We start from the raw sequence: 21,993 nt of genomic DNA, 5'->3' as shown, positions 1-21,993 counted from the left end.
TCTTGCCTGACACACTGCGGTGCGTCGATTCGCGGGCAAGCCTCGCGCCTACAAAGATCAGGGGCGTAGCATCAGAACCGAGGACCATGCTACTCCATAGATCTGGAGAGTGGCTTTTCAAAAAGGCTTGTCGAAGGTGATTTTCGGCTCTTTCCATGGGCCTTTGACGGTGTATTTGACGCTGGCGAAACGTGCCACGCGGTCACCGATCAGCTTGTCGATCAGGAACAGCGCACCGCCGATGGCCGGTGCGCCGACAATCAACGCGGCAATCGGCAGGTTGTTGGTCACCGGCAAAGTCACCAGCAGTTTTGCGTCAACCTGATCGGCCACCAGGTTCAGGGTACCGTTCAGTTCGATGTTGCTCGACGGGCCAGTCAGCAGGATCGGTTCCTGCGTCACATAAACCCCGTTGGTCGCGGCCAGCAGACCTTTGACCCGGTCATAACTCAAGCCTTTGCCGAACAGGTCGGAGAAGTCCAGGCGCAGACGACGACCGATCGAGTTGAAGTTGAGCAGGCCAAACACCCGCAGGGCCTGGGCGCTGCCTTCGACCTCAACGAACTGGCCTTTATTCAACGAAGCATCGAGGGTGCCGGAGAAACGTTTGGTGGCCAGCCACGCCGGTGAACCCGGCCAGCGACCGTCGACATCCATGTGAAACTCTTCACTGGTGACGCTCGGCGCGAAACCCCAGCCTTTGAGCACGTCAGCGAGATTCTTGCCGCTGATCCGTCCTTTGTACCAACTGCTGGAGCTGCCAGGTATGCCCTCCCAGCCGCCACTGCCCTGCAACAAAATACCTTTGAGGCCCAGGTCCAGAGTATTGAGCGCAATACCTTTGGCCGTCGGGCGGACTTTCAGATACCAGGCGCCGACGAGGTCCTGCCCCTGGAACAGCTGATTGATGGTGATGTCCAGCGCCGGGATCTTGGTCGGGTCCACCGAGGCCAGTGGATCCGGTGAGTTTTCGTCGGCGAGGACCGTCGGGTCGGGTGCCGGCAACCGCACGGTTTGCAGATTGATCGCAATCGGCGCGCCTTTCGCATCAGGGATGCTCGCGCTGCCCTTGACCTGCTGACTGTCGAGTTGCAAGGCCCACGCAGCCGGTTTGCGGTTCAACTGCACCGAGGCCTGATCGAGCGTCGTGCCGACACCGCTGAGCTTGCCAACCTTGAAGTCTGCACTGCTGAGCAACTGCTTGGCACTGCCGCCCGGATCCTGGCCAGCGTACTTGTCCGCCAGATCCTTCCATGGCCCGACATCCAGTTCCGACAGCACGCCGCGCACTCGCAGCCCTTTGGCGCCGGGCAGCACGGCACTGCCGCCGCCCAGGAACAACTCGCCACGACCGTCGGCAAAATTGCCGGGCGGCGCCGCAAACGTGAAGTCTGCCAGCGCACCATAATTGACCCAGTAGCGGCGTTCCGGCCCTTGCAGGGTCATGCGGAACGTAGTGTCGCGGCCAGCATCGGCAGTCATGCCAAACGGCGCCGGCAAGTCGATCGCCACGCCTTTGAGGCTGGAATTGACCGAGAGCTGGCTGTCAGGGCCATCCAGGCTCAGTTGCAGTTGATACGGGATCAGGCCGGACACCGGCAATGGCTGGGTGACGCTCAACCAGTCAGTGAGCTTCTTGACCTCGACCTGACCGGAGGCCGTCACACGAGTCTTGAGATTGCCCGCGCTGCCATCGGCAAAAATCTGCGCGGTGACCGGTTTATCGAAGGCACGCGCAGTGATGTTCTGCCCGCTCAAGCCCTTGGCGCTGTCGAAGCGGAAATCACCTTTGAGCTGCGTCAGCTCCAGGGAAGGCTCGGCCAGCTTCAACCGCGCCTTGGCGGTCTTGAAGTCGACAAGAATCTTCGGCTGCTCGCCTTTGACCAGTGGAATATCCAGCTTCAGCTTGCCTTGCAGATCGCCCTCGCCTTCCCATCCGGCAAAGGTTTCAGCCGTACCGATTGGCGCTTCCTGGAGAATCTTCAGGCCATCACCCAACCCGCCGGAAAACCCGCCGTCGAGGAACAGGTGAACGCTTTGCCCTTCCGGCGCATGGGGAATATTGACGTAAATGTCGCGAACCTGCGTGTCGAGCAATTGGCCCTTACTGGCCAGAACTCGCACGCCACTGTCTTCCACGAACACATCACCGGTGACCTTGCTGACATGCGGCCAACCCGGCTGAAAGGCCAGTTCGGCATCGTGCACCTTGAAGAACAGGCTGATGCTGCGCGCGGTGTCGGCGGCGCCTTGGTTCAGCGAGCCCTGATACTGGAAGAAGCCCTGGTCCACCGCGCCTTTGAGAATCGCCGTGCGCAACCATTCGTCCAGCGCCGGGCTGAGCATGGTCGGCAGGTACTTGGCGGTGTAGCGACCGTCGCCGTCCACCAGGCCGACCCGCAGGTCCATGTAGTCTTCCTGGGTGTGGTCGAAATGCAGGCGGATCAGGAAGTCACCGGCAATCTTGCCCTCCTCCCCCAGCACCTTCAGGTACGGCGCGATCAGGGTGAAGCTTTCCTTGTCGAGCTTCCAGGTCAGCCGGGCGTTGGCCTGAATGTATTGCCACGGCTTGGCGAAAATCGGATCCAGGTGCAGGACAAAATCCTTGCTGTCCATCCGCAGTTCGCCCTGACCGAGGTCACCGCTGATGCTGCCGCTGACATTTCGTGCTGCCGGAGCGCCGTGATACGCGTCGAAGCCGACCTGATCGAGGTTGGCAGCAAAGCTGAACTTGCTGTCATCGGTGGCATTGGGACGCAGATCGATCAGCACGTTGCGCAGCCCACCGGTCACCTTGAGTCGCTCGACCGCAGTGGCAACACCTTCGGGCAGCGGCCCCAAGGCGTTAATCAGTGGCGTGAGCGGAGTGAGGTCGAGGCGGTCGGCCTGCAAGTGCCAAAGTTCTTCAGCCTTGTCGGTGGCGACGGTTTGTCGAAGTTGCAAGCGCGACTCCCAGCGGGTCTCGCCGAAGTTCATGGCCAGAGAATCAAGGGTCACCAGCATGCCTTCGGTGCTGCGCTGAAAATAACCGTTGAGCGCCAGATTGTTGATCTGGATCGGCTTGCGTTCGCCGAAGGCGCCCTTGAGTTGCGGCGCGTTCAAACGAATGGCACCGCTTTGCAGCGCGCCTTTGCCCCAGTTCACCCAAAGCTCGCCGCCGGCCTTGAACTCGGAGAAGTTCCATTGTCGAGTCAGGCGCTCGGGCAGCCATTTCGACCAGTCGCTTTGCGGCAGGCTCAGGTAGGCCTCGGCCTCGCCATCCTTCCACTGGCTGGCGCGGATCCGCGTGTGCACACTCATGGCCACCGGTTGACCATCTGGCAGATTAAGACGGACATCGAGGCGCTGGCGGGAGACGCCGGTTTTCAGATTCAGGCCAACGTAAGTCAGGGTCAGCGGCGAGTGGTCCACAGGTTGCAACGTCACCTGACTGTCGATTACCGATAGCTGCTGGACCATTTGCAGGCGGTTGAGCAGTTGCTCCGGATCAAGCGGCTGGTCCTGTTGCACGGGCAACCCTTCCAGCGCCCACTGACCGTCCGCGCCTTCCTTGAGGCTGATCTTCAGGCCGTTGAGTTCCAGGTGGGCAATGCGCACTTCGCGAGCCAACAGGCTTTCCCAAAGGTCTGGCACCGCTCGCACCTGATCCAGGTGCAGGGCGTTGGCGCCCTCGCCGACCGTCACATCGTGCGCCAGCAAAATCGGCGCGAAGCCGCTCCAGTTACCTTCCAGCTTGCCAATCTGCAGCGGCATGCCCAAGGCGGCGCTGGCTTTGGTTTCGACGTCGGCCCGGTATTCGGCCACCAGAGGCGTCAGCTCCCGGCCGAGGCTGACGTACAACGCCATCAACACCAGGACCAACGCGCACAGGCCAAGACCCCAGCGGGTCAGTGCGGCCAAAATGCGTGTCAGACGTTCCATGTCAGTTGGCTCCCATGGCAAAAATACTGCAAAAAGCTGAGGCCAGCCGTTCTAGTAAGGGTGAAACACAGCGATTCAGAGCAGCACCACGTCGTATTGTTCCTGGGAATACATGGTTTCCACCTGGAAACGAATGGTGCGTCCGATAAATCCTTCAAGCTCAGCGACATTACCCGACTCTTCATCAAGCAAACGGTCGACGACTTTCTGGTTCGCCAATACACGATAGCCTTCCGCTTGATAGGCACGCGCCTCGCGGAGGATTTCGCGGAAAATTTCATAGCAGACCGTTTCCGGCGTCTTGAGCTTGCCGCGGCCCTGACAGCTGCTGCACGGTTCGCACAACACTTGTTCGAGGCTTTCACGGGTGCGCTTGCGCGTCATCTGCACCAGGCCCAACTCGGTAATGCCGATGATGTTGGTCTTGGCGTGATCGCGTTCCAGCTGCTTCTCGAGGGTCCGCAGCACCTGGCGCTGGTGCTCTTCGTCTTCCATGTCGATGAAGTCGATGATGATGATCCCGCCCAGATTGCGCAGGCGCAGCTGGCGGGCAATGGCGGTCGCGGCTTCGAGGTTGGTCTTGAAGATGGTTTCTTCGAGGTTGCGATGGCCGACGAACGCCCCGGTGTTGACGTCGATGGTGCTCATGGCTTCGGCCGGGTCGACCACCAGATAACCGCCAGACTTGAGCGGCACTTTGCGCTCAAGGGCTTTCTGGATTTCGTCTTCGACGCCGTACAGGTCGAAAATCGGCCGCTCGCCCGGATAATGCTCAAGACGATCGGCGATTTCCGGCATCAGTTCGGCGACGAACTGCGTGGTTTTCTGAAAGGTTTCCCGAGAGTCGATGCGGATCTTCTCGATCTTCGGGCTGACCAGGTCGCGCAGCGTACGCAACGCCAGGCCGAGGTCCTCGTAGATCACACTCGGCGCACCGATGGTTTTGATCTGCTCGTTGATCTGATCCCAGAGACGGCGCAGGTAGCGGATGTCCATGAGGATTTCATCGGCACCGGCCCCTTCGGCGGCGGTACGCAGGATAAAACCGCCCGCCTCCTTGATGCCTTCTTTGGCCACGCAATCGGTGACGACTTGCTTGAGGCGTTCGCGCTCGGCTTCGTCCTCGATCTTCAGCGAAATGCCGACGTGGGCCGTGCGCGGCATGTACACCAGATAACGCGACGGAATCGACAGCTGAGTGGTCAGGCGTGCGCCTTTGGAGCCGATCGGGTCCTTGGTGACCTGGACAACCAGACTCTGGCCTTCGTGAACCAGCGAGCTGATGCTCTCCACCGCTGGGCCTTCGCGCAAGGATATTTCCGAGGCGTGAATGAACGCCGCGCGGTCCAGGCCGATATCGACGAAGGCGGCTTGCATGCCCGGCAATACCCGCACGACCTTGCCTTTATAGATGTTGCCGACGATCCCGCGCTTTTGCGTGCGCTCGACGTGGACCTCTTGCAGGACACCGTTTTCGACCACTGCCACGCGCGATTCCATCGGCGTGATGTTGATCAGAATCTCTTCACTCATGGCAGGGTCTCGTCCAGGCATGTTCACGATAATGGCCGCATCTTGTCAGTACGACGCTCAGCGCGCGTTAAGGGTTTGCCAACAGGGTATGCCGAAATGGCCGAGCAGCTCAGCGGTTTCGCACAGCGGCAGTCCAACCACTGCCGAGTAACTGCCATTGAGGCCGGCGACAAACACCGCGCCCAGTCCTTGAATGCCATAGCCACCGGCCTTGTCCCGGGGTTCGCCACTGGCCCAGTAGGCCGCCGCTTCATCGTGAGCAATGTTGCGAAAGCGCACCAGACTGCGTACTACCCGGGACTCACAACGCTCACCGTCGAGCACCGCAATGGCGGTCAACACTTCGTGTTCCTGACCGGCCAACATCATAAGCATGGCGCACGCATCGGCTTCGTCCACCGGTTTGCCGAGAATTTTCCCGTTGAGCACCACGGCGGTGTCGGCGCCCAGCACGCAAAAATCGGCGTCGGACACGACCACGCCGCGCCCGGCCTCGGCTTTGCCGCGCGCCAGGCGCTCGACATAGTCCGACGGGGATTCTTGAGTTAAAGGGGTTTCATCGATGTCCGCGCTGATGGCGGAGAACGGCACGCCGATCTGCGTGAGCAGTTCACGCCGACGCGGCGAGCCTGAGGCGAGGTAAAGCACTTTCATCTAGACATCTCCCTGTCGAGGTACTGGCAGATGCCTGACCGAATTAATTGATCTTGTAGCGCCGACGCAAACCGCGCAAACCGTAGCTGATCCACGGCCAGAGTAATGCACTGACCAGTGCTGGCAAGACCAGCGCCAGTGTGGGCTGTCGATTACCGGTCAAAGCGCTGAGCCATAGTTGAACAAGCTGCGCGAGGCCGAAGATGACCAGGATCACCAGGCTTTGTTGCCACATCGGGAACATGCGCAGGCGCTGTTGCAGCGACAGCACCAGGAAGGTGATCAGGGTCAGGATCAATGCGTTCTGGCCCAGCAACGTGCCGTACAGCACGTCTTCGGCCAGGCCCAGGCACCACGCGGTGACCATGCCGACCTTCTGCGGCAAGTACAACGCCCAGAAGGCCAGCAGCAAGGCCAGCCAGAGCGGGCGGAGGATTTCCATGAATTGCGGCAGCGGTGAAACGCTGAGCAGCATACCAATGGCAAACGTCAGCCAGATCATCCAGTCATTTCGGGATGCGGTTGCACCGACCATTATTCTCGTCCCCCTGTGGAAGCCGGCGCGGAGACAGGCGGTTTGGTGGCAGGCTTCACCGCGGCCGGTTGAGTGGCCGGCGGTTTGGTTGCGGCAGGTTGCGATGCAGGGGGCTTGGCGGCCGCAGGTTTGGCCGGGGGTGCCGCCGGTGCTGGTGCTGCCGGTGTTGCGGCGGGCGTAGCAGCAGGCGCGGGCACCACCACGGTCGCCGGCACAGGTTTAGGCACGGTCGCCGGAATGATCGGCCCACCGCCGTGCTGGTCCAGTGCTTCTTGCGCCTGGGCAGCATCGTTTGCGCGCTCTTCGGCTGTGCGACCGTCGGTGAACACCAGCAGCAGATAACGGCTGCGGTTCAACGCGGCGGTCGGCACGGCACGCACGATGGCAAACGGCTGGCCGGAATCGTGGATCACTTCCTTGACGGTCGCAACCGGGTAACCCGCAGGGAATCGCTGACCGAGACCGGAACTGACCAGCAGATCGCCTTCCTTGATATCAGCCGTGTCCGCGACGTGACGCAGTTCCAGGCGCTCCGGGTTGCCGGTGCCGCTGGCAATCGCCCGCAGACCGTTGCGGTTCACCTGCACCGGAATGCTGTGGGTAGTGTCGGTCAGCAACAGCACACGGGAGGTGTAAGGCATCAATTCGACCACCTGGCCCATCAGGCCGCGGGCATCAAGCACCGGCTGACCGAGGACCACACCGTCACGCTCACCTTTATTGATGATGATGCGATGGGTGAAGGGGTTGGGGTCCATGCCGATCAACTCGGCCACTTCGACCTTCTCGTTGACCAGCGCAGAGGAATTGAGCAACTCGCGCAGCCGAACGTTCTGCTCGGTGAGGGCGGCAAGCTTTTGCATGCGACCCTGCAACAGCAGGTTTTCGGTCTTGAGTTTTTCGTTTTCGGCGACGAGCTCGGTACGGCTGCCGAACTGGCTGGCCACCCCCTGCCATAGCCGCTGCGGCAGGTCCGTGATCCAGTAAGACTGCATCAGTACCAGCGACATTTGGCTACGCACTGGCTTGAGCAGTGTGAAGCGGGCATCGACCACCATCAGCGCGACCGATAGCACGACCAGCACCAACAAGCGCACGCCCAGTGAAGGCCCTTTGGTGAAAAGCGGTTTAATAAGCCGCTCCTCCCAGGCAAATGTTTTGTTTATTCATACGGCAGACCGGCCTGGATACAGACTGACAGAAGGTAAACGCAAACAGGCAGCACTGCAAAGTGCCGCCTGCGCGCTCAACAGCATAGATGCATCGGGCGAGATCACTCGCTCGACAGCAGGTCCATGGTGTGTTTATCCATCATTTCCAATGCACGGCCACCGCCGCGAGCAACGCAGGTCAGCGGGTCTTCGGCAACGATCACCGGCAGACCTGTTTCCTGGGCCAGCAACTTGTCGAGGTCACGCAACAAGGCGCCACCACCGGTCAGTACCAGGCCACGCTCGGCGATGTCGGAAGCCAGTTCCGGAGGCGATTGCTCCAGCGCACTTTTCACAGCCTGAACGATGGTGGCCAGGGACTCTTGCAGAGCTTCCAGCACTTCGTTGGAGTTCAGGGTGAAGGCACGTGGAACGCCTTCGGCCAGGTTACGGCCACGAACGTCGACTTCACGCACTTCGCCGCCCGGGTAGGCCGTACCGATTTCCTGCTTGATGCGCTCGGCGGTGGATTCGCCGATCAGGCTGCCGTAGTTGCGACGTACGTAGGTGATAATCGCTTCGTCGAAGCGGTCGCCGCCAACACGAACGGATTCGGCGTACACCACACCGTTCAGGGAGATCAGCGCGATTTCAGTGGTACCGCCACCGATATCGACGACCATCGAACCGCGTGCTTCTTCAACCGGCAGGCCGGCACCGATCGCGGCAGCCATTGGCTCTTCGATCAGGAACACTTCACGTGCACCGGCACCAAGGGCCGATTCACGGATGGCACGACGCTCAACCTGGGTGGATTTGCACGGAACGCAGATCAGCACACGCGGGCTTGGCTGCAGGAAGCTGTTTTCGTGAACCTTGTTGATAAAGTATTGCAGCATCTTTTCGCAAACGCTGAAGTCGGCAATCACGCCGTCCTTCATCGGACGAATGGCAGCAATGTTGCCCGGCGTACGGCCGAGCATACGCTTCGCCTCGGTGCCGACAGCAACGACACTTTTCTGGTTACCGTGTGTCCGAATAGCCACAACCGATGGCTCATTCAGGACGATACCGCGCTCGCGCACGTAAATAAGGGTGTTGGCAGTGCCCAGGTCAATGGAAAGATCGCTGGAAAACATGCCACGCAGTTTCTTGAACATGGGAAAGGGACCCTAGGCAACGCGTGGGTAAAAAAGTGCGGCAAACTCTAACAACGACAGGGATTTTGGGCAAGGCGCCAATATGTTAAATTGGCCGCTTTTCTGTGCACCAACCCCCACAATCGCGGCCTTATGACCGTAGAAATGCGGTAGTGTTCCGACAATCTAACACACGGACGCCGTCCGTTCTGTTTTCCACTGGAGATTCCCATGGCGCTTGAACGCTCCGACGTGGAAAAAATCGCTCATCTGGCCTGCCTTGGCCTCAATGATGCCGATCTTCCACACATTACTTCAGCCCTGAACAGCATTCTCGGGCTGGTCGACGAAATGCAGGCGGTCAATACCGACGGTATCGAGCCGCTCGCCCACCCACTGGAAGCCAGCCAGCGCCTGCGTGCAGACGTCGTGACCGAGACCAATCATCGCGAGGCCTACCAGTCCATCGCACCAGCGGTCGAAAACGGCCTGTACCTGGTTCCGAAAGTCATCGACTAAAGGGAAAGAGCCTGCAATGCATCAATTGACTCTGGCCGAGATCGCCCGCGGACTCGCCGATAAAAAGTTTTCTTCCGAAGAGCTGACCAAAACCCTGCTGGCGCGTATCGCCCAGCTCGATCCGCAGCTCAACAGCTTCATCAGCCTCACCGAAGACCTGGCGCTCCAGCAGGCGAAAGCCGCTGACGCACGCCGCGCCAAAGGTGAGAGCGGCGCCCTGCTCGGCGCGCCGATCGCCCACAAAGACCTGTTCTGCACCCTGGGCATCCGCACCAGCTGTGGCTCGAAGATGCTCGACAACTTCAAAGCCCCGTACGACGCCACGGTCGTTGCCAAACTGGCGGCTGCCGGCGCGGTGACCCTGGGCAAGACCAACATGGACGAATTCGCCATGGGGTCGGCCAACGAGTCGAGCTACTACGGCCCGGTGAAAAACCCGTGGAATCTGGAATACGTTCCGGGCGGTTCGTCCGGCGGTTCGGCGGCCGCGGTTGCCGCGCGCCTGTTGCCGGCGGCCACTGGCACCGACACCGGCGGTTCGATCCGCCAACCCGCCGCACTGACCAACCTCACCGGCCTGAAACCGACGTACGGTCGTGTTTCGCGCTGGGGCATGATTGCCTACGCGTCCAGCCTCGATCAGGGCGGCCCTCTGGCTCGCACCGCCGAAGACTGCGCGATCCTGCTGCAAGGCATGGCCGGTTTCGACCCGCAAGATTCCACCAGCATCGACGAGCCAGTGCCTGATTACAGCGCCAGCCTCAACGGCTCGCTGCAAGGCCTGCGCATCGGCGTGCCCAAGGAATACTTCGGCGCCGGCCTCGACCCGCGCATTGCCGATCTGATCCACAACAGCATCAAGGAGCTGGAAAAGCTCGGTGCCGTGATCAAGGAAATCAGCCTGCCGAACATGCAGCACGCGATCCCGGCGTACTACGTGATCGCCCCGGCGGAAGCGTCTTCCAACCTGTCGCGTTTCGACGGCGTGCGCTTTGGCCATCGCTGCGAGAACCCGAAAGACCTGATCGATCTGTACAAGCGTTCCCGTGGCGAAGGTTTCGGCCCGGAAGTGCAGCGCCGGATCATGGTCGGTGCCTACGCGCTGTCGGCCGGTTACTACGACGCCTACTACTTGAAGGCGCAGAAGATCCGTCGCTTGATCAAGAACGACTTCATGGCAGCCTTTAATGAGGTCGACATCATCCTCGGCCCAACCACGCCGAACCCGGCCTGGAAGCTCGGCGCCAAAAACAGCGACCCGGTGGCTGCGTACCTGGAAGACGTCTACACCATCACCGCCAACCTCGCGGGTCTGCCGGGCTTGTCCATGCCTGCCGGTTTCGTCGATGGTCTGCCGGTCGGCGTGCAATTGCTCGCCCCGTATTTCCAGGAAGGTCGCCTGTTGAACGTTGCCCATCAGTATCAATTGAACACTGACTGGCACACCCGCACCCCAACCGGCTTCTGAGGAGAAACACATGCAATGGGAAGTCGTGATCGGGCTGGAGATTCATACCCAGCTCACCACCCGGTCGAAAATCTTTTCCGGTAGCTCCACCACGTTCGGTTCCGAGCCGAACACCCAGGCCAGCCTCGTTGACCTCGGCATGCCTGGCGTACTGCCGGTGCTGAACCAGGAAGCCGTGCGCATGGCCGTGATGTTCGGCCTGGCGATCGATGCCGAGATCGGCCAGCACAACGTGTTCGCCCGTAAAAACTATTTCTACCCGGATCTGCCGAAGGGCTACCAGATCAGCCAGATGGAATTGCCGATCGTCGGCAAGGGCCACCTGGACATCGCCATGGAAGACGGCACGATCAAACGTGTCGGCGTCACCCGTGCGCACCTGGAAGAAGACGCCGGTAAAAGCCTGCACGAAGAGTTCAACGGCGCCACCGGCATCGACCTGAACCGTGCCGGCACGCCGCTGCTGGAAATCGTCTCCGAGCCGGACATGCGCAGTGCCAAGGAAGCCGTGGCCTACGTCAAGACCATCCACGCGCTGGTGCGTTACCTGGGCATCTGCGACGGAAACATGGCCGAAGGCTCGCTGCGTTGTGACTGCAACGTGTCGATCCGCCCGAAAGGCCAGGTTGAATTCGGCACGCGCTGCGAGATCAAGAACGTCAACTCGTTCCGCTTCATCGAGAAGGCGATCAACAGCGAAGTGCGTCGTCAGATCGAGCTGATCGAAGACGGCGGCAAAGTGATCCAGCAGACCCGCCTGTACGATCCGAACAAGGACGAAACCCGTCCGATGCGCAGCAAAGAGGAAGCCAACGACTACCGTTACTTCCCCGACCCGGACCTGCTGCCGGTGGTCATCGAAGACTCGTTCCTCGACGAAGTACGCGCCACGCTGCCGGAATTGCCACCACAGAAACGCGAGCGCTTCCAGGCGCAGTTCGGCCTGTCGGTGTATGACGCCAGCGTCCTGGCCACCAGCCGCGAGCAAGCCGATTACTTCGAGAAAGTCGTGAGCATCAGCGGCGACGCCAAGCTGGCGGCCAACTGGGTGATGGTTGAACTGGGCAGCCTGCTGAACAAGCAAGGCGTTGAAATCGACCAGTCGCCGGTCTCGGCCGAGCAACTGGGCGGCATGCTGCTGCGCATCAAGGACAACACCATCTCCGGCAAGATCGCCAAGGTGGTGTTTGAAGCGATGGCCAACGGCGAAGGCAGCGCGGACGAGATCATCGACAAGCGCGGCCTCAAGCAAGTGACCGACAGCGGCGCGATCTCGGCGGTGCTGGACGAAATGCTCGCGGCCAACGCCGAGCAGGTCGAGCAATACCGCGCGGCAGACGAAGCCAAACGCGGCAAGATGTTCGGCTTCTTCGTCGGCCAGGCCATGAAAGCCTCCAAAGGCAAGGCCAACCCGCAACAGGTCAACGAACTGCTGAAAAGCAAGCTCGAAGGCTGATGAGCATGGAGCCAGATTTAAAGCCTGGCTCCGATCCCTGTGGGAGCGAGCCTGCTCGCGATGACGGCAGCACATCCAACATTGATGTGTCAGACAGCCCGCCATCGCGAGCAGGCTCGCTCCCACATTTGTATGTGGATACCTTTAAATGAAGCGTCTACTGGGTGCCTGCGCCCTGCTCGCTCTGCTGGCCGGTTGCGCCAGTAACGATGTCATCGACCCACACGGCTACGACAAGACCGGTACGGCGTCCTATTACGGCGCCAAACACCAAGGCAAACGCACCGCCAGCGGCGAGCGTTTCAACAAGAATTCCCTGACTGCCGCCCATCGCCAATTGCCGTTCGGCACGCGGGTGAAGGTCACCAATCTGAATAACGACAAGTCCTGCGTGGTCCGAATCAACGACCGCGGGCCGCACACCCGCGGGCGCCTGATTGATCTTTCACACGAGGCCGCCAAACAACTGGGTATGCTCCGTAGCGGCACCGCACGGGTTCGCGTGCAAGCCCTCGACGATTAACAGACGGAGCCCCGACCATTTTCGGACTTGCCGATTTACCCCTGATCAGCCTGATTGAGTTGCTCGGCGGCCTGCTGTTGCTGATCGCCGGTGCCGAACTGATGGTCCGTGGCGCCGTGCGCCTGGCGGCGCGCTTGCAGGTGCGGCCGCTGATCATCGGCCTGACCATCGTCGCCTTGGGCAGCAGCGCACCGCAGATGGCGGTCAGCCTGCAAGCCACCCTGGCGCAAAACGCCGACATCGCCGTCGGCAGTGTGATCGGCAGCAGCATCTTCAACATCCTCGTCACCTTGGGGCTTTCGGCGCTGATCATTCCGCTGCGGGTTTCACGGCAACTGGTGCGCCTGGATATTCCGCTGATGATCGGCGCCAGCCTGCTGGTGTTTGTATTGGCGTGGAATGAAGAGCTGACCCGCATGGACGGCATCGTTCTGCTGGCGGCCCTGGCGCTGTACCTGGGCTTGTTGCTGCGCCAGTCGCGGCACTCGACCCGTCCGCCCTCCCACGACGGAACTCCCCAGGCACCGTGGTTCAGCAGCGTGCTGATGATCGTCGCCGGACTGGCGATGCTGGTCTACGCCGGCCATTTGTTGCTGGGCGCCGCCGTGGCGGTTGCGACCGATCTGGGTCTGTCGGAGCGGGTCATCGGCCTGACCATCGTCGCCATCAGCACCTCCCTGCCGGAACTGGCCACCTCATTGATCGCGGCCTTGCGCGGTCAGCGGGACATTGCCGTGGGTAACGTGATCGGCAGCAACCTGTTCAACCTCCTGGGCGTACTCGGCCTGACCGCGCTTGTCGCCCCCTCGCCGCTGTCGGTCTCGCCCAATGCCCTGGATTTCGACCTGCCGGTGATGCTCGGTGTGGCGGTGCTGTGCCTGCCGCTGTTCTACACCGGTTACCGGGTGACCCGCGCCGAAGGTCTGCTGTTTTTGGGGTTGTATCTCGCTTACGGTCTGCACGTGGTGTCGTTCACCACCGGCATGCCCCTGGCCGGCAAGCTTGAACACTTGATGCTGTTTTTTGTCCTGCCGGCGCTGGTGGCGTTTCTGCTGTTCACATCGCTGCGCGCCTGGCGTCGCCAACACCACAAGAGGGAAATGCCATGACTGACAACAAAAAGCCTGGTGTAGAAGTCCGCCGCCAGGTGATGGGCGATGCGTTCGTCGACCGCGCACTGGGCAATGCCACTGAGTTCACCCAGCCGCTGCAGGACTTCGTCAATGAACACGCCTGGGGCGCCGTATGGAACCGCGAAGGCCTGCCGCTGAAAACCCGCAGCCTGATCACCCTCGCCGCGCTGACGGCGTTGAAGTGCCCGCAGGAGTTGAAAGGCCACGTCCGCGGCGCGCTGAACAACGGCTGCACCGTGGAAGAGATTCGCGAGGCGCTGCTGCATTGCGCAGTTTATGCCGGTGTGCCGGCGGCGATTGATGCGTTTCGGGCGGCGCAGGAAGTGATCGACAGCTATCAGAAGCCTGAGTGAGTCTTCAAAAGTTGTGGTGACAGGACTGGCGCCTTCGCGGGCAAGCCTCGCTCCTACAGGGCGAGGCTTGCCAGCCCTGGACACCAGCGAAAATCCCGACGCTAGATCCACTCACCCCACTGCAACAAAAAGATTCCGACATTGGTGGTGACCGCCGCCATCAACGTGGTGATCACGATGATCGCCGCCGCCAGTTCATGATTGCCGTTTGCCTGGCGGGCCATGACAAAACTGGCCGCGGCGGTCGGGCTGCCGAAGTACAGAAACAGAATCCCCAACTCAGCCCCGCGAAATCCCCAAAGCCATGCCCCCAACGTCGCCAACACTGGCAAGCCGATCATCTTCACCAGACTTGAGCTGAGCGCCATCTTGCCGCTTTTGCGCAATGCCGCCAGTGATAGCGTGCCGCCGATGCAGATCAACGCCAACGGCAACGTGGTTTGCGCCAGGTACTGGCCAGACGTTTCCAGCCACCCCGGCAAGCCGATCTTGAAATAGGCAAAGGGCGCCGCCGCCAACACGCTGATGATCAGCGGGTTGACCATCACGCTTTTGCAGATGCTCCACGGATCGGACTTGATCACCGGGCTGTACACCGCCAGCACAATGGTCGAGAGCGTGTTGTAAAAAAGAATCACCAGCGCCGCGAGAATCGCCCCGAGAGAAATCCCGTAATCGCCGTACATGCTGGCCGCCAACGCAAGGCCGATGACCCCGTTGTTGCCGCGAAAAGCGCCTTGGGTATAAATCCCTCGATCTTCACGCGGGCACTTCCAGATCGCCCAGCCCCAGGCGATGGCAAAACACGCCAGGGTGGCCAGCGAGAAGTAGATCAGCAGCGCCGGTTGCAACGCGGCGTGCAGGTCGGCATGCAGGATGCCCAGAAACAGCAGCGCCGGCATGGTGACGTTGAACACCAGGGCCGACGCGGTGTGGATGAAGTTGTCGTTGATCCAGTCGATGCGCTTGAGCAACACCCCCAGAAACAGCATGGCAAACACCGGCGCGGTGATGTTCAGGGTTTCGAGGAAGATAGCCAGCATGCCGGGGGGAACCTTGGGTGGGCGTCGTTAGGGGGCTAATGATAAGCGACTGGGGACCTTTGCGTGTGAGAGAACGACTTCGCTGACATGGTCACGTCCTGCACTGATTTTCTATAAATCCCACTGATTTCGAGCTGAAATTTGTGTGGACCGTTCGTCGCTACTGTCAGATCTGACAGTAGCCAATGCTTAGTCGTCGGGCACTTAATAATCCCGCAAATAAAACAAATTACAGGAGTAAAAAATATGTCAGTTAAATCAACAGGCGATAAATTTTCAGGCGCTTCAAAAACCGGTACTGTCTCAGAGAACAAGGAGGACTGGGAAAGAGAACCCCTCCAGTCTTTTTTGTTGCAACTACCCGTGCGATTCAGTAACAATTTAATCGTTACTGTCGAAGAACAACCGGACGATAAAACGTCAGGAATAGTAAAAGCTCCCGATGGGGCGGGCTTAGGCGATAAAAGTCTATATTTGCCAAGTGGTTCCAGATTGAAATTTTCATTTGGAAACTATGTGAATAGCCTGAGGTTCCAGATTAAGGCAGCTGGCGGCAATGAACGTGATACTGCCTATATTATTGCAATGAAGAAAGAAGAAGTCGTATACGGCGCCCCTATCAGTTCCGAAGACAAAGCGTTCGAAATTGCAGAAATACCCTTTGACGTACTATTGATCGCCGGCTTTTCTGGCAAATTATCCGTGACCGCTGGCAACCTTTATCTGGATAATCTGGCGTGGTCATTGGTTTAGTCTGAGGCATCCATAAAAAGCTAAAAGCACCGCATTAACACTTGATCGACAAGGTATTTAGGGTGCTGATCGAAAGCCATCCTCCATTGCTACTGACGATCAGTAATCGCTGTAGCGATGGAGAGGCGGCGCGCCTTATCTGCCGGTGAACTCTACTTGGGTGATCGCATTCCGAGTCGAATCCAGCATAGTTCACCCAGCGCTATCTCATGTTATCGGCGCCGGGTTGAACAGGGTGATGTCGTTATGCAGTTTGTGCTGCTCGGCCCACGTCTGCTTCTTGCCGCTCGCCACGTCCAGGTAGTAGTGGAACAACTCCCACCCAAGGTCTTCAATCGAAGCGCGTCCGGTCGCAATACGCCCGGCATCGATGTCGATCAGGTCCGGCCAGCGCTGTGCCAGTTCGGTCCGGGTCGATACCTTGACCACCGGCGCCATCGCCAAACCATAAGGCGTGCCGCGCCCGGTGGTGAACACATGCAGGTTCATCCCCGCCGCCAACTGCAACGTCCCGCAGACAAAATCACTGGCCGGGGTCGCGCAGAAGATCAGCCCTTTGCGCTTGAAGCGCTCGCCAGGGCCGAGCACGCCATTGATCGCACTGCTACCGGATTTGACGATCGAGCCCAAGGACTTTTCGACAATGTTCGACAACCCGCCCTTCTTGTTGCCCGGCGTGGTGTTGGCGCTGCGGTCCGCCTCACCCTTGGCCAGGTAACGGTCGTACCAGTCCATTTCCCGCACCAGTTCCTGAGCAACCTCCTCAGTTTCCGCGCGGGAGGTCAGCAGATAAATCGCGTCGCGCACCTCGGTAACTTCGGAAAACATCACCGTCGCGCCAGCGCGCAACAACAAATCAGAGGCATAACCCAGCGCAGGGTTGGCGGTGATGCCGGAAAACGCATCGCTGCCGCCGCACTGCATGCCCAGGATCAGCTCGGACGCCGGCACAGTTTCCCGGCGACGCTGATCGAGCTTCTTCAAACGGGTCTCGGCCAGCGCCATGATCTGCTCGATCATCTCAGTGAAACCGTGACTCGAATCCTGCAAGCGGTACAACCACGGCTCGCTCAAATCCACCGAGCTGTCGCCCTCGTGCATCACCTGCCCGGCCTGCAATTTCTCGCAGCCCAGGCTGATGACCAAGGCTTCGCCACCCAGGTTCGGGTTGCGCGCCAGATTGCGTACGGTGCGGATCGGGATGTACGCGTCAGTGGCAGTGATCGCCACCCCGCAGCCGTAGCTGTGGGTCAGCGCCACCACGTCATCGACGTTCGGGTACTTGGGCAGCAATTCATCCTTGATGCGCTTGACCGCATGGTCGAGCACGCCGGTCACGCACTGGACGGTCGTCGTAATCCCGAGAATATTGCGCGTGCCAACGGTCCCGTCGGCGTTGCGATACCCCTCGAAGGTGTAACCGTCCAGCGGTGCCTGGGCCGCAGGCACTTCGGTGGACAGCGGCAGGCTGTCCAGCGGTGGCGCGGTGGGCATGCGCAGTTGATCTTCCTTGACCCAGCTGCCGCGCGGGATCGGCTGCAACGCATAGCCAATGGTCTGGCCGTAACGAATCACCTGGCCGCCTTCGGGAATGTCCTCGAGGGTGACTTTATGGCTCTGCGGCACGAAGTCCACCGTCACCAGGCCATCTGGAAACTCGGTACCGGCCGGTACGCCTTGGTCGTTGACCACGATCACGACGTTGTCCCGCTCGTGCAGGCGGATGTAGCGCGGCGAGTCGGAATGTTCAATCAACTGCATGACGCCGCTCCTCAGGAATGCGCTTGAGACAATTTGTTATTGGTTTCAGGACCGCTGACTGGCGGCTCTTTCAGCACCACACGTTTGATCGGACCGACGATCACCAGGTAGCTGAACACTGCAACCAGTGCGTTGCAACCGACAAACACCAGCGCCCATTTGAACGAACCGGTGGAGCTGATGATGTAGCCGATCACGATCGGGGTGGTGATCGAAGCGATGTTGCCGAAGGTGTTGAACAGGCCACCGCTCAGGCCGGCAATCTGTTTCGGCGAGGTGTCGGACACCACCGCCCAACCCAGCGCACCCACGCCTTTGCCGAAGAAGGCCAGGGCCATGAAGCCGACGACCATCCACTCGACATCAACATAGTTGCACGCCACGATGCTACTGGAGACCAGCAAACCCGCGATGATCGGTGCCTTGCGAGCGAAGGTCAGGGAATGGCCCTTGCGCAGCAGGTAATCGGAAATCACCCCGCCAAGCACCCCCCCGATAAAGCCGCAGATCGCTGGCAACGAAGCAATGAAACCGGCCTTGAGGATGGTCATGCCGCGTTCTTGCACCAGGTACACCGGGAACCAGGTCAGGAAGAAGTACGTGATGCCGTTGATGCAGTACTGGCCCAGATACACGCCGAGCATCATGCGGTTGGTCAGCAACTGGCGGATGTAGTCCCACTTCGGACCGTCGCCTTTTTTGCCTTTGCCTTTGTCCTGGTCCATGTCGACCATGCCGCCGTTGTCGGCGATGTGCTTGAACTCGGCGTCGTTGATCATCGGGTGCTGGCGCGGGCTGTAGATCACCTTCAGCCAGATCCCCGAGAAGATGATGCCGATCACGCCCATGACGATAAACACGTGCTGCCAGCCGAAGCTGTAGACGATCCAGCCCATCAGCGGTGCGAACAACACGGTGGCAAAGTACTGCGCCGAGTTGAAGATCGCCGAGGCCGTGCCGCGTTCAGCCGTCGGGAACCAGGCCGCGACGATACGGGCGTTACCCGGGAAGGATGGCGCTTCGGCCAGGCCCACCAGGAAGCGCAGCATGAACAGCGCAACCACTGCGGTGGACATGCCGAATTCGCCGACATAGCCCTGCAGAACGGTGAACAGCGACCAGGTGAAAATGCTTAGCGCGTAGATCTTTTTCGAGCCGAAACGGTCCAGCAGCCAGCCACCGGGAATTTGCCCGGCCACGTAAGCCCAACCGAATGCAGAGAAGATGTAACCGAGGGTGACCGCGTCGATGCCGAGGTCTTTTTGCAGGCTGGAGCCCGCGATGGCGATAGTGGCCCGGTCGGCGTAGTTGATCGTGGTCACCAGGAAAAGCATGAGCAAAATCAAATAGCGGACGTGAGTCGGCTTGGTCGCTTGCATGTACATGTACTCCCACTGATTATTTTTATGCGCGGGTGAATCTTTGGTTTTTCTGTGGGAGCAAGCCTGCTCGCGATGGTGGTCAACGATGACGCGGGGCATCAGGTTTACCGTCGCGTCCTCAAGACCTTCGCGAGCAGGCTCGCTCCCACAGAGGGTGTTGCGTTACGAACCGATGTAGCTGGTCTTCACGACCGTGTAGAACTCTTGCGCGTAGCGACCTTGCTCGCGGGAACCATAGGATGAACCTTTACGCCCGCCGAATGGAACGTGGTAATCCACGCCCGCCGTCGGCAGGTTGACCATCACCATCCCGGCCTGGGAGTGGCGCTTGAAGTGGTTGGCGTACTTCAGCGACGTGGTGGCGATGCCCGCTGACAGACCGAATTCGGTGTCGTTGGCCATGGCCAGCGCGGCGTCGTAATCGGCGACGCGAACGATGTTCGCCACCGGGCCAAAGATCTCTTCACGGCTGATGCGCATCGCAGCTGTGCTGTCGGCAAACAGCGTTGGCGCGAGGTAGTAGCCTTCGGTGTCGCAAGTCACCAAGCCACCGCCGCTGACCAGACGAGCACCTTCGGACTGGCCAATGTCGATGTACTTCATGTCCTGTTCAAGCTGCGCTTGCGAGACGACCGGACCGATGTCGGTGCCGGTTTTCAACGCGTGACCGACCTTGATCGACTTCATGCGCTCGGCCATGGCTTCGACGAACTTGTCGTGAATCCCGGCGGTGACGATGAAGCGGCTCGACGCCGTGCAACGCTGACCGGTGGAATAGAACGCGCTCTGCACCGACAGCTCGACCGCTTGCTTCAGGTCGGCATCGTCGAGAATGATCTGCGGGTTCTTGCCACCCATTTCCAGCTGAACCTTGGCCTGACGCGAGACGCAACTGACGGCGATCTGACGACCGACACCGACAGAACCGGTGAAGCTGATGCCGTCGACTTTCGGGCTCTGCACCAGCGCATCGCCAACCACGCGACCGCTGCCCATCACCAGGTTGAAGACGCCGGCCGGGAAGCCTGCGCGGGAGATGATTTCCGCCAGCGCCCAGGCGCAACCCGGCACCAGATCGGCCGGTTTCAGCACGACGCAGTTGCCGTAGGCCAGGGCCGGGGCGATTTTCCACGAAGGGATTGCGATCGGGAAGTTCCACGGGGTGATCAGGCCAACGACGCCCAAGGCTTCGCGAGTGACTTCGACGTTCACACCCGGGCGCACCGACGGAAGATAGTCACCGGACAGGCGCAGGCACTCACCGGCGAAGAACTTGAAGATGTTACCGGCGCGGGTCACTTCGCCGATGGCTTCAGGCAGGGTCTTGCCCTCTTCCCGGGCCAGCAAGGTGCCAAGCTCTTCGCGGCGGGCGAGGATTTCGGTGCCGACTTTATCCAGTGAATCATGGCGAGCCTGAATGCCCGAAGTCGAACAGGCCGGAAACGCAGCGCGAGCGGCGTCGATGGCGGCGTGGACCTGGGCCAGATCAGCCTTGGCGTAGTCGCCGATGGTGTCGGTCAGTTCGGACGGGTTGATGTTGGCGCAGTAATCACTGCCCGCCACCCATTCACCGTTGATGTAGTTATCGAAACGCTTTGTATCAGCCACAACAATCTCCTCACGCAAAAGGCCGCTGATTGCTCAGCGGCCTTATTAATCGGGTGTGTTACTGCGCACCTTGCTTGTCGATCAGCGCGGCCAGAGCTTCGTACTCTTCTGGCAGCAGATCGGTCAGCGGTGCACGCACAGGACCTGCGTCATAACCGGCAATTTTTGCCCCGGCCTTGACGATGCTCACCGCATAACCGGCTTTGCGGTTACGGATGTCCAGGTACGGCAGGAAGAAGTCGTCGATGATCTTGCCAACGGTGGCGTGATCTTCGCGGGCAATGGCGTGGTAAAAATCCATCGCCGTTTTCGGGATGAAGTTGAACACCGCCGAGGAGTAGACCGGTACGCCCAATGCCTTGTAAGCAGCGGCATAGACTTCAGCGGTCGGCAAACCGCCCAGGTAGCTGAAGCGATCACCGAGGCGGCGACGGATCGATACCATCAACTCGATATCGCCCAGGCCATCCTTGTAGCCGATCAGGTTCGGGCAGCGCTCGGCCAGGCGTTCCAGCAATGGCGCGGTCAGGCGGCAGACGTTGCGGTTGTAAACCACCACGCCGATGTTCACCGATTTGCACACGGCTTCAACGTGGGCGGCAACGCCGTCCTGGCTGGCTTCGGTCAAGTAGTGCGGCAGCAGCAACAAGCCTTTGGCGCCCAGGCGCTCGGCTTCCTGTGCGTATTCGATGGCCTGGCGAGTCGAACCGCCCACACCAGCCAGAATCGGCACGCTGTTTTCGCAGGTGTCGACAGCCGTCTTGATGATTTCCGAATATTCGCTGGCCGCCAGAGAGAAGAACTCACCGGTGCCGCCTGCGGCGAACAACGCCGTGGCGCCGTATGGGGCCAGCCATTCGAGACGCTTGATGTAGCCCGCGCGATGGAAGTCGCCCTGAGCATTGAAATCGGTGACCGGGAAAGACAGCAGGCCAGAAGAGAGGATGGACTTCAGTTCTTGTGGATTCATTATTCGAACACCCTGGGTAGCAACGTTTGTGTGAGAAAAGCGTTCAGCCTGTGGCCGAGTTGTAGGTCATCGTACAACTTAAATAATAACC

Annotated in this window: 18 protein-coding genes; 7 read left to right on the top strand and 11 right to left on the bottom strand. The window is 60.1% G+C overall.

The window, feature by feature from the left end:
• Positions 1–117: 117 nt before the first annotated feature.
• The 6 genes from JIO00_RS04630 to mreB form a co-directional block, all read right to left on the bottom strand.
• Positions 118–3,921: a YhdP family protein gene (locus JIO00_RS04630; protein ID WP_200667748.1), complete on the bottom strand. Its 3,804-nt coding sequence runs from the start codon at positions 3,919–3,921 to the stop codon at positions 118–120.
• 75 nt (positions 3,922–3,996) lie between these two features.
• Complete coding sequence (gene rng / locus JIO00_RS04625; protein WP_102595727.1) at positions 3,997–5,454, bottom strand: ribonuclease G; 1,458 nt, start codon at positions 5,452–5,454, stop codon at positions 3,997–3,999.
• Between the two features lie 57 nt (positions 5,455–5,511).
• The gene (locus JIO00_RS04620; RefSeq protein ID WP_200667746.1) at positions 5,512–6,108 is read right to left on the bottom strand and encodes a Maf family protein; all 597 of its coding nucleotides are present in this window, start codon (positions 6,106–6,108) and stop codon (positions 5,512–5,514) included.
• A gap of 43 nt (positions 6,109–6,151) precedes the next feature.
• Complete coding sequence (gene mreD, locus JIO00_RS04615; protein WP_010463359.1) at positions 6,152–6,643, bottom strand: rod shape-determining protein MreD; 492 nt, start codon at positions 6,641–6,643, stop codon at positions 6,152–6,154.
• Positions 6,643–7,740 (bottom strand): rod shape-determining protein MreC, encoded by a 1,098-nt coding sequence (gene mreC / locus JIO00_RS04610; RefSeq protein WP_010463361.1) that lies wholly within the window; start codon positions 7,738–7,740, stop codon positions 6,643–6,645. Before mreC ends, mreD begins: the two co-directional genes overlap by 1 nt.
• Before the next feature lie 176 nt (positions 7,741–7,916).
• Positions 7,917–8,954 (bottom strand): rod shape-determining protein MreB, encoded by a 1,038-nt coding sequence (gene mreB / locus JIO00_RS04605; RefSeq protein ID WP_002555108.1) that lies wholly within the window; start codon positions 8,952–8,954, stop codon positions 7,917–7,919.
• A gap of 210 nt (positions 8,955–9,164) precedes the next feature.
• On the opposite strand from mreB, the gene gatC reads away from it, so the two are divergent.
• The 6 genes from gatC to JIO00_RS04575 all read left to right on the top strand — a co-directional run bounded on the left by gatC (position 9,165) and on the right by JIO00_RS04575 (position 14,385).
• The gene (gene gatC / locus JIO00_RS04600; protein WP_007901429.1) at positions 9,165–9,452 is read left to right on the top strand and encodes an Asp-tRNA(Asn)/Glu-tRNA(Gln) amidotransferase subunit GatC; all 288 of its coding nucleotides are present in this window, start codon (positions 9,165–9,167) and stop codon (positions 9,450–9,452) included.
• 16 nt (positions 9,453–9,468) lie between these two features.
• The gene (gatA, locus tag JIO00_RS04595) at positions 9,469–10,920 is read left to right on the top strand and encodes an Asp-tRNA(Asn)/Glu-tRNA(Gln) amidotransferase subunit GatA (protein WP_077747416.1); all 1,452 of its coding nucleotides are present in this window, start codon (positions 9,469–9,471) and stop codon (positions 10,918–10,920) included.
• A gap of 10 nt (positions 10,921–10,930) precedes the next feature.
• Positions 10,931–12,376, top strand: coding sequence for an Asp-tRNA(Asn)/Glu-tRNA(Gln) amidotransferase subunit GatB (gene gatB / locus JIO00_RS04590; RefSeq protein WP_010463367.1), 1,446 nt, complete (start codon positions 10,931–10,933; stop codon positions 12,374–12,376).
• 148 nt (positions 12,377–12,524) lie between these two features.
• Positions 12,525–12,899, top strand: coding sequence for a septal ring lytic transglycosylase RlpA family protein (locus JIO00_RS04585; protein WP_200667744.1), 375 nt, complete (start codon positions 12,525–12,527; stop codon positions 12,897–12,899).
• A gap of 50 nt (positions 12,900–12,949) precedes the next feature.
• On the top strand, positions 12,950–14,008 hold the full coding sequence (locus JIO00_RS04580) for a calcium/sodium antiporter (RefSeq protein ID WP_077747414.1): 1,059 nt from the start codon (positions 12,950–12,952) through the stop codon (positions 14,006–14,008).
• Entirely contained in the window at positions 14,005–14,385 is a 381-nt protein-coding gene (locus JIO00_RS04575; protein WP_010463373.1) for a carboxymuconolactone decarboxylase family protein, read from the top strand. Before JIO00_RS04580 ends, JIO00_RS04575 begins: the two co-directional genes overlap by 4 nt.
• Positions 14,386–14,486: 101 nt before the next feature.
• On the opposite strand, the gene JIO00_RS04570 is transcribed toward JIO00_RS04575, so the two are convergent.
• Complete coding sequence (locus JIO00_RS04570; RefSeq protein ID WP_010463375.1) at positions 14,487–15,428, bottom strand: AEC family transporter; 942 nt, start codon at positions 15,426–15,428, stop codon at positions 14,487–14,489.
• A gap of 246 nt (positions 15,429–15,674) precedes the next feature.
• Between JIO00_RS04570 and JIO00_RS04565 the strand changes: the two genes are divergently transcribed.
• Positions 15,675–16,181, top strand: coding sequence for a hypothetical protein (locus JIO00_RS04565; protein WP_200667743.1), 507 nt, complete (start codon positions 15,675–15,677; stop codon positions 16,179–16,181).
• 207 nt (positions 16,182–16,388) lie between these two features.
• On the opposite strand, the gene garD is transcribed toward JIO00_RS04565, so the two are convergent.
• The 4 genes from garD to kdgD all read right to left on the bottom strand — a co-directional run bounded on the left by garD (position 16,389) and on the right by kdgD (position 21,902).
• On the bottom strand, positions 16,389–17,942 hold the full coding sequence (gene garD, locus JIO00_RS04560; RefSeq protein WP_010463378.1) for a galactarate dehydratase: 1,554 nt from the start codon (positions 17,940–17,942) through the stop codon (positions 16,389–16,391).
• An 11-nt stretch (positions 17,943–17,953) separates the two neighbouring features.
• Positions 17,954–19,321, bottom strand: coding sequence for an MFS transporter (locus JIO00_RS04555; protein WP_010463380.1), 1,368 nt, complete (start codon positions 19,319–19,321; stop codon positions 17,954–17,956).
• Positions 19,322–19,486: 165 nt separating this feature from the next.
• Positions 19,487–20,932, bottom strand: coding sequence for an aldehyde dehydrogenase family protein (locus tag JIO00_RS04550; RefSeq protein WP_200667742.1), 1,446 nt, complete (start codon positions 20,930–20,932; stop codon positions 19,487–19,489).
• A gap of 58 nt (positions 20,933–20,990) precedes the next feature.
• Positions 20,991–21,902 carry a 5-dehydro-4-deoxyglucarate dehydratase gene (kdgD, locus tag JIO00_RS04545; RefSeq protein WP_010463384.1) on the bottom strand — a complete coding sequence of 304 codons (912 nt, stop codon included), beginning with the start codon at positions 21,900–21,902 and terminating at the stop codon, positions 20,991–20,993.
• Positions 21,903–21,993: the final 91 nt, after the last annotated feature.

It is taken from the genome of Pseudomonas sp. SW-3, from assembly GCF_016615645.1.
Lineage (GTDB): Bacteria > Pseudomonadota > Gammaproteobacteria > Pseudomonadales > Pseudomonadaceae > Aquipseudomonas > Aquipseudomonas mandelii.
The sequence above is the reverse complement of the archived record's forward strand: the minus strand, read 5'-3'. Positions and strand labels throughout refer to the sequence as shown.

What these genes read in the sequence shown, in the direction of transcription:
- JIO00_RS04630 (WP_200667748.1), bottom strand. Translation starts at nt 3,921, where the DNA reads ATGGAACGTCTGACACGCATTTTGGCCGCACTGACCCGCTGGGGTCTT.
- rng (WP_102595727.1), bottom strand. Translation starts at nt 5,454, where the DNA reads ATGAGTGAAGAGATTCTGATCAACATCACGCCGATGGAATCGCGCGTG.
- JIO00_RS04620 (WP_200667746.1), bottom strand. Translation starts at nt 6,108, where the DNA reads ATGAAAGTGCTTTACCTCGCCTCAGGCTCGCCGCGTCGGCGTGAACTG.
- mreD (WP_010463359.1), bottom strand. Translation starts at nt 6,643, where the DNA reads ATGGTCGGTGCAACCGCATCCCGAAATGACTGGATGATCTGGCTGACG.
- mreB (WP_002555108.1), bottom strand. Translation starts at nt 8,954, where the DNA reads ATGTTCAAGAAACTGCGTGGCATGTTTTCCAGCGATCTTTCCATTGAC.
- gatC (WP_007901429.1), top strand. Translation starts at nt 9,165, where the DNA reads ATGGCGCTTGAACGCTCCGACGTGGAAAAAATCGCTCATCTGGCCTGC.
- gatA (WP_077747416.1), top strand. Translation starts at nt 9,469, where the DNA reads ATGCATCAATTGACTCTGGCCGAGATCGCCCGCGGACTCGCCGATAAA.
- gatB (WP_010463367.1), top strand. Translation starts at nt 10,931, where the DNA reads ATGCAATGGGAAGTCGTGATCGGGCTGGAGATTCATACCCAGCTCACC.
- JIO00_RS04585 (WP_200667744.1), top strand. Translation starts at nt 12,525, where the DNA reads ATGAAGCGTCTACTGGGTGCCTGCGCCCTGCTCGCTCTGCTGGCCGGT.
- JIO00_RS04575 (WP_010463373.1), top strand. Translation starts at nt 14,005, where the DNA reads ATGACTGACAACAAAAAGCCTGGTGTAGAAGTCCGCCGCCAGGTGATG.
- JIO00_RS04570 (WP_010463375.1), bottom strand. Translation starts at nt 15,428, where the DNA reads ATGCTGGCTATCTTCCTCGAAACCCTGAACATCACCGCGCCGGTGTTT.
- JIO00_RS04565 (WP_200667743.1), top strand. Translation starts at nt 15,675, where the DNA reads ATGTCAGTTAAATCAACAGGCGATAAATTTTCAGGCGCTTCAAAAACC.
- garD (WP_010463378.1), bottom strand. Translation starts at nt 17,942, where the DNA reads ATGCAGTTGATTGAACATTCCGACTCGCCGCGCTACATCCGCCTGCAC.
- JIO00_RS04555 (WP_010463380.1), bottom strand. Translation starts at nt 19,321, where the DNA reads ATGCAAGCGACCAAGCCGACTCACGTCCGCTATTTGATTTTGCTCATG.
- kdgD (WP_010463384.1), bottom strand. Translation starts at nt 21,902, where the DNA reads ATGAATCCACAAGAACTGAAGTCCATCCTCTCTTCTGGCCTGCTGTCT.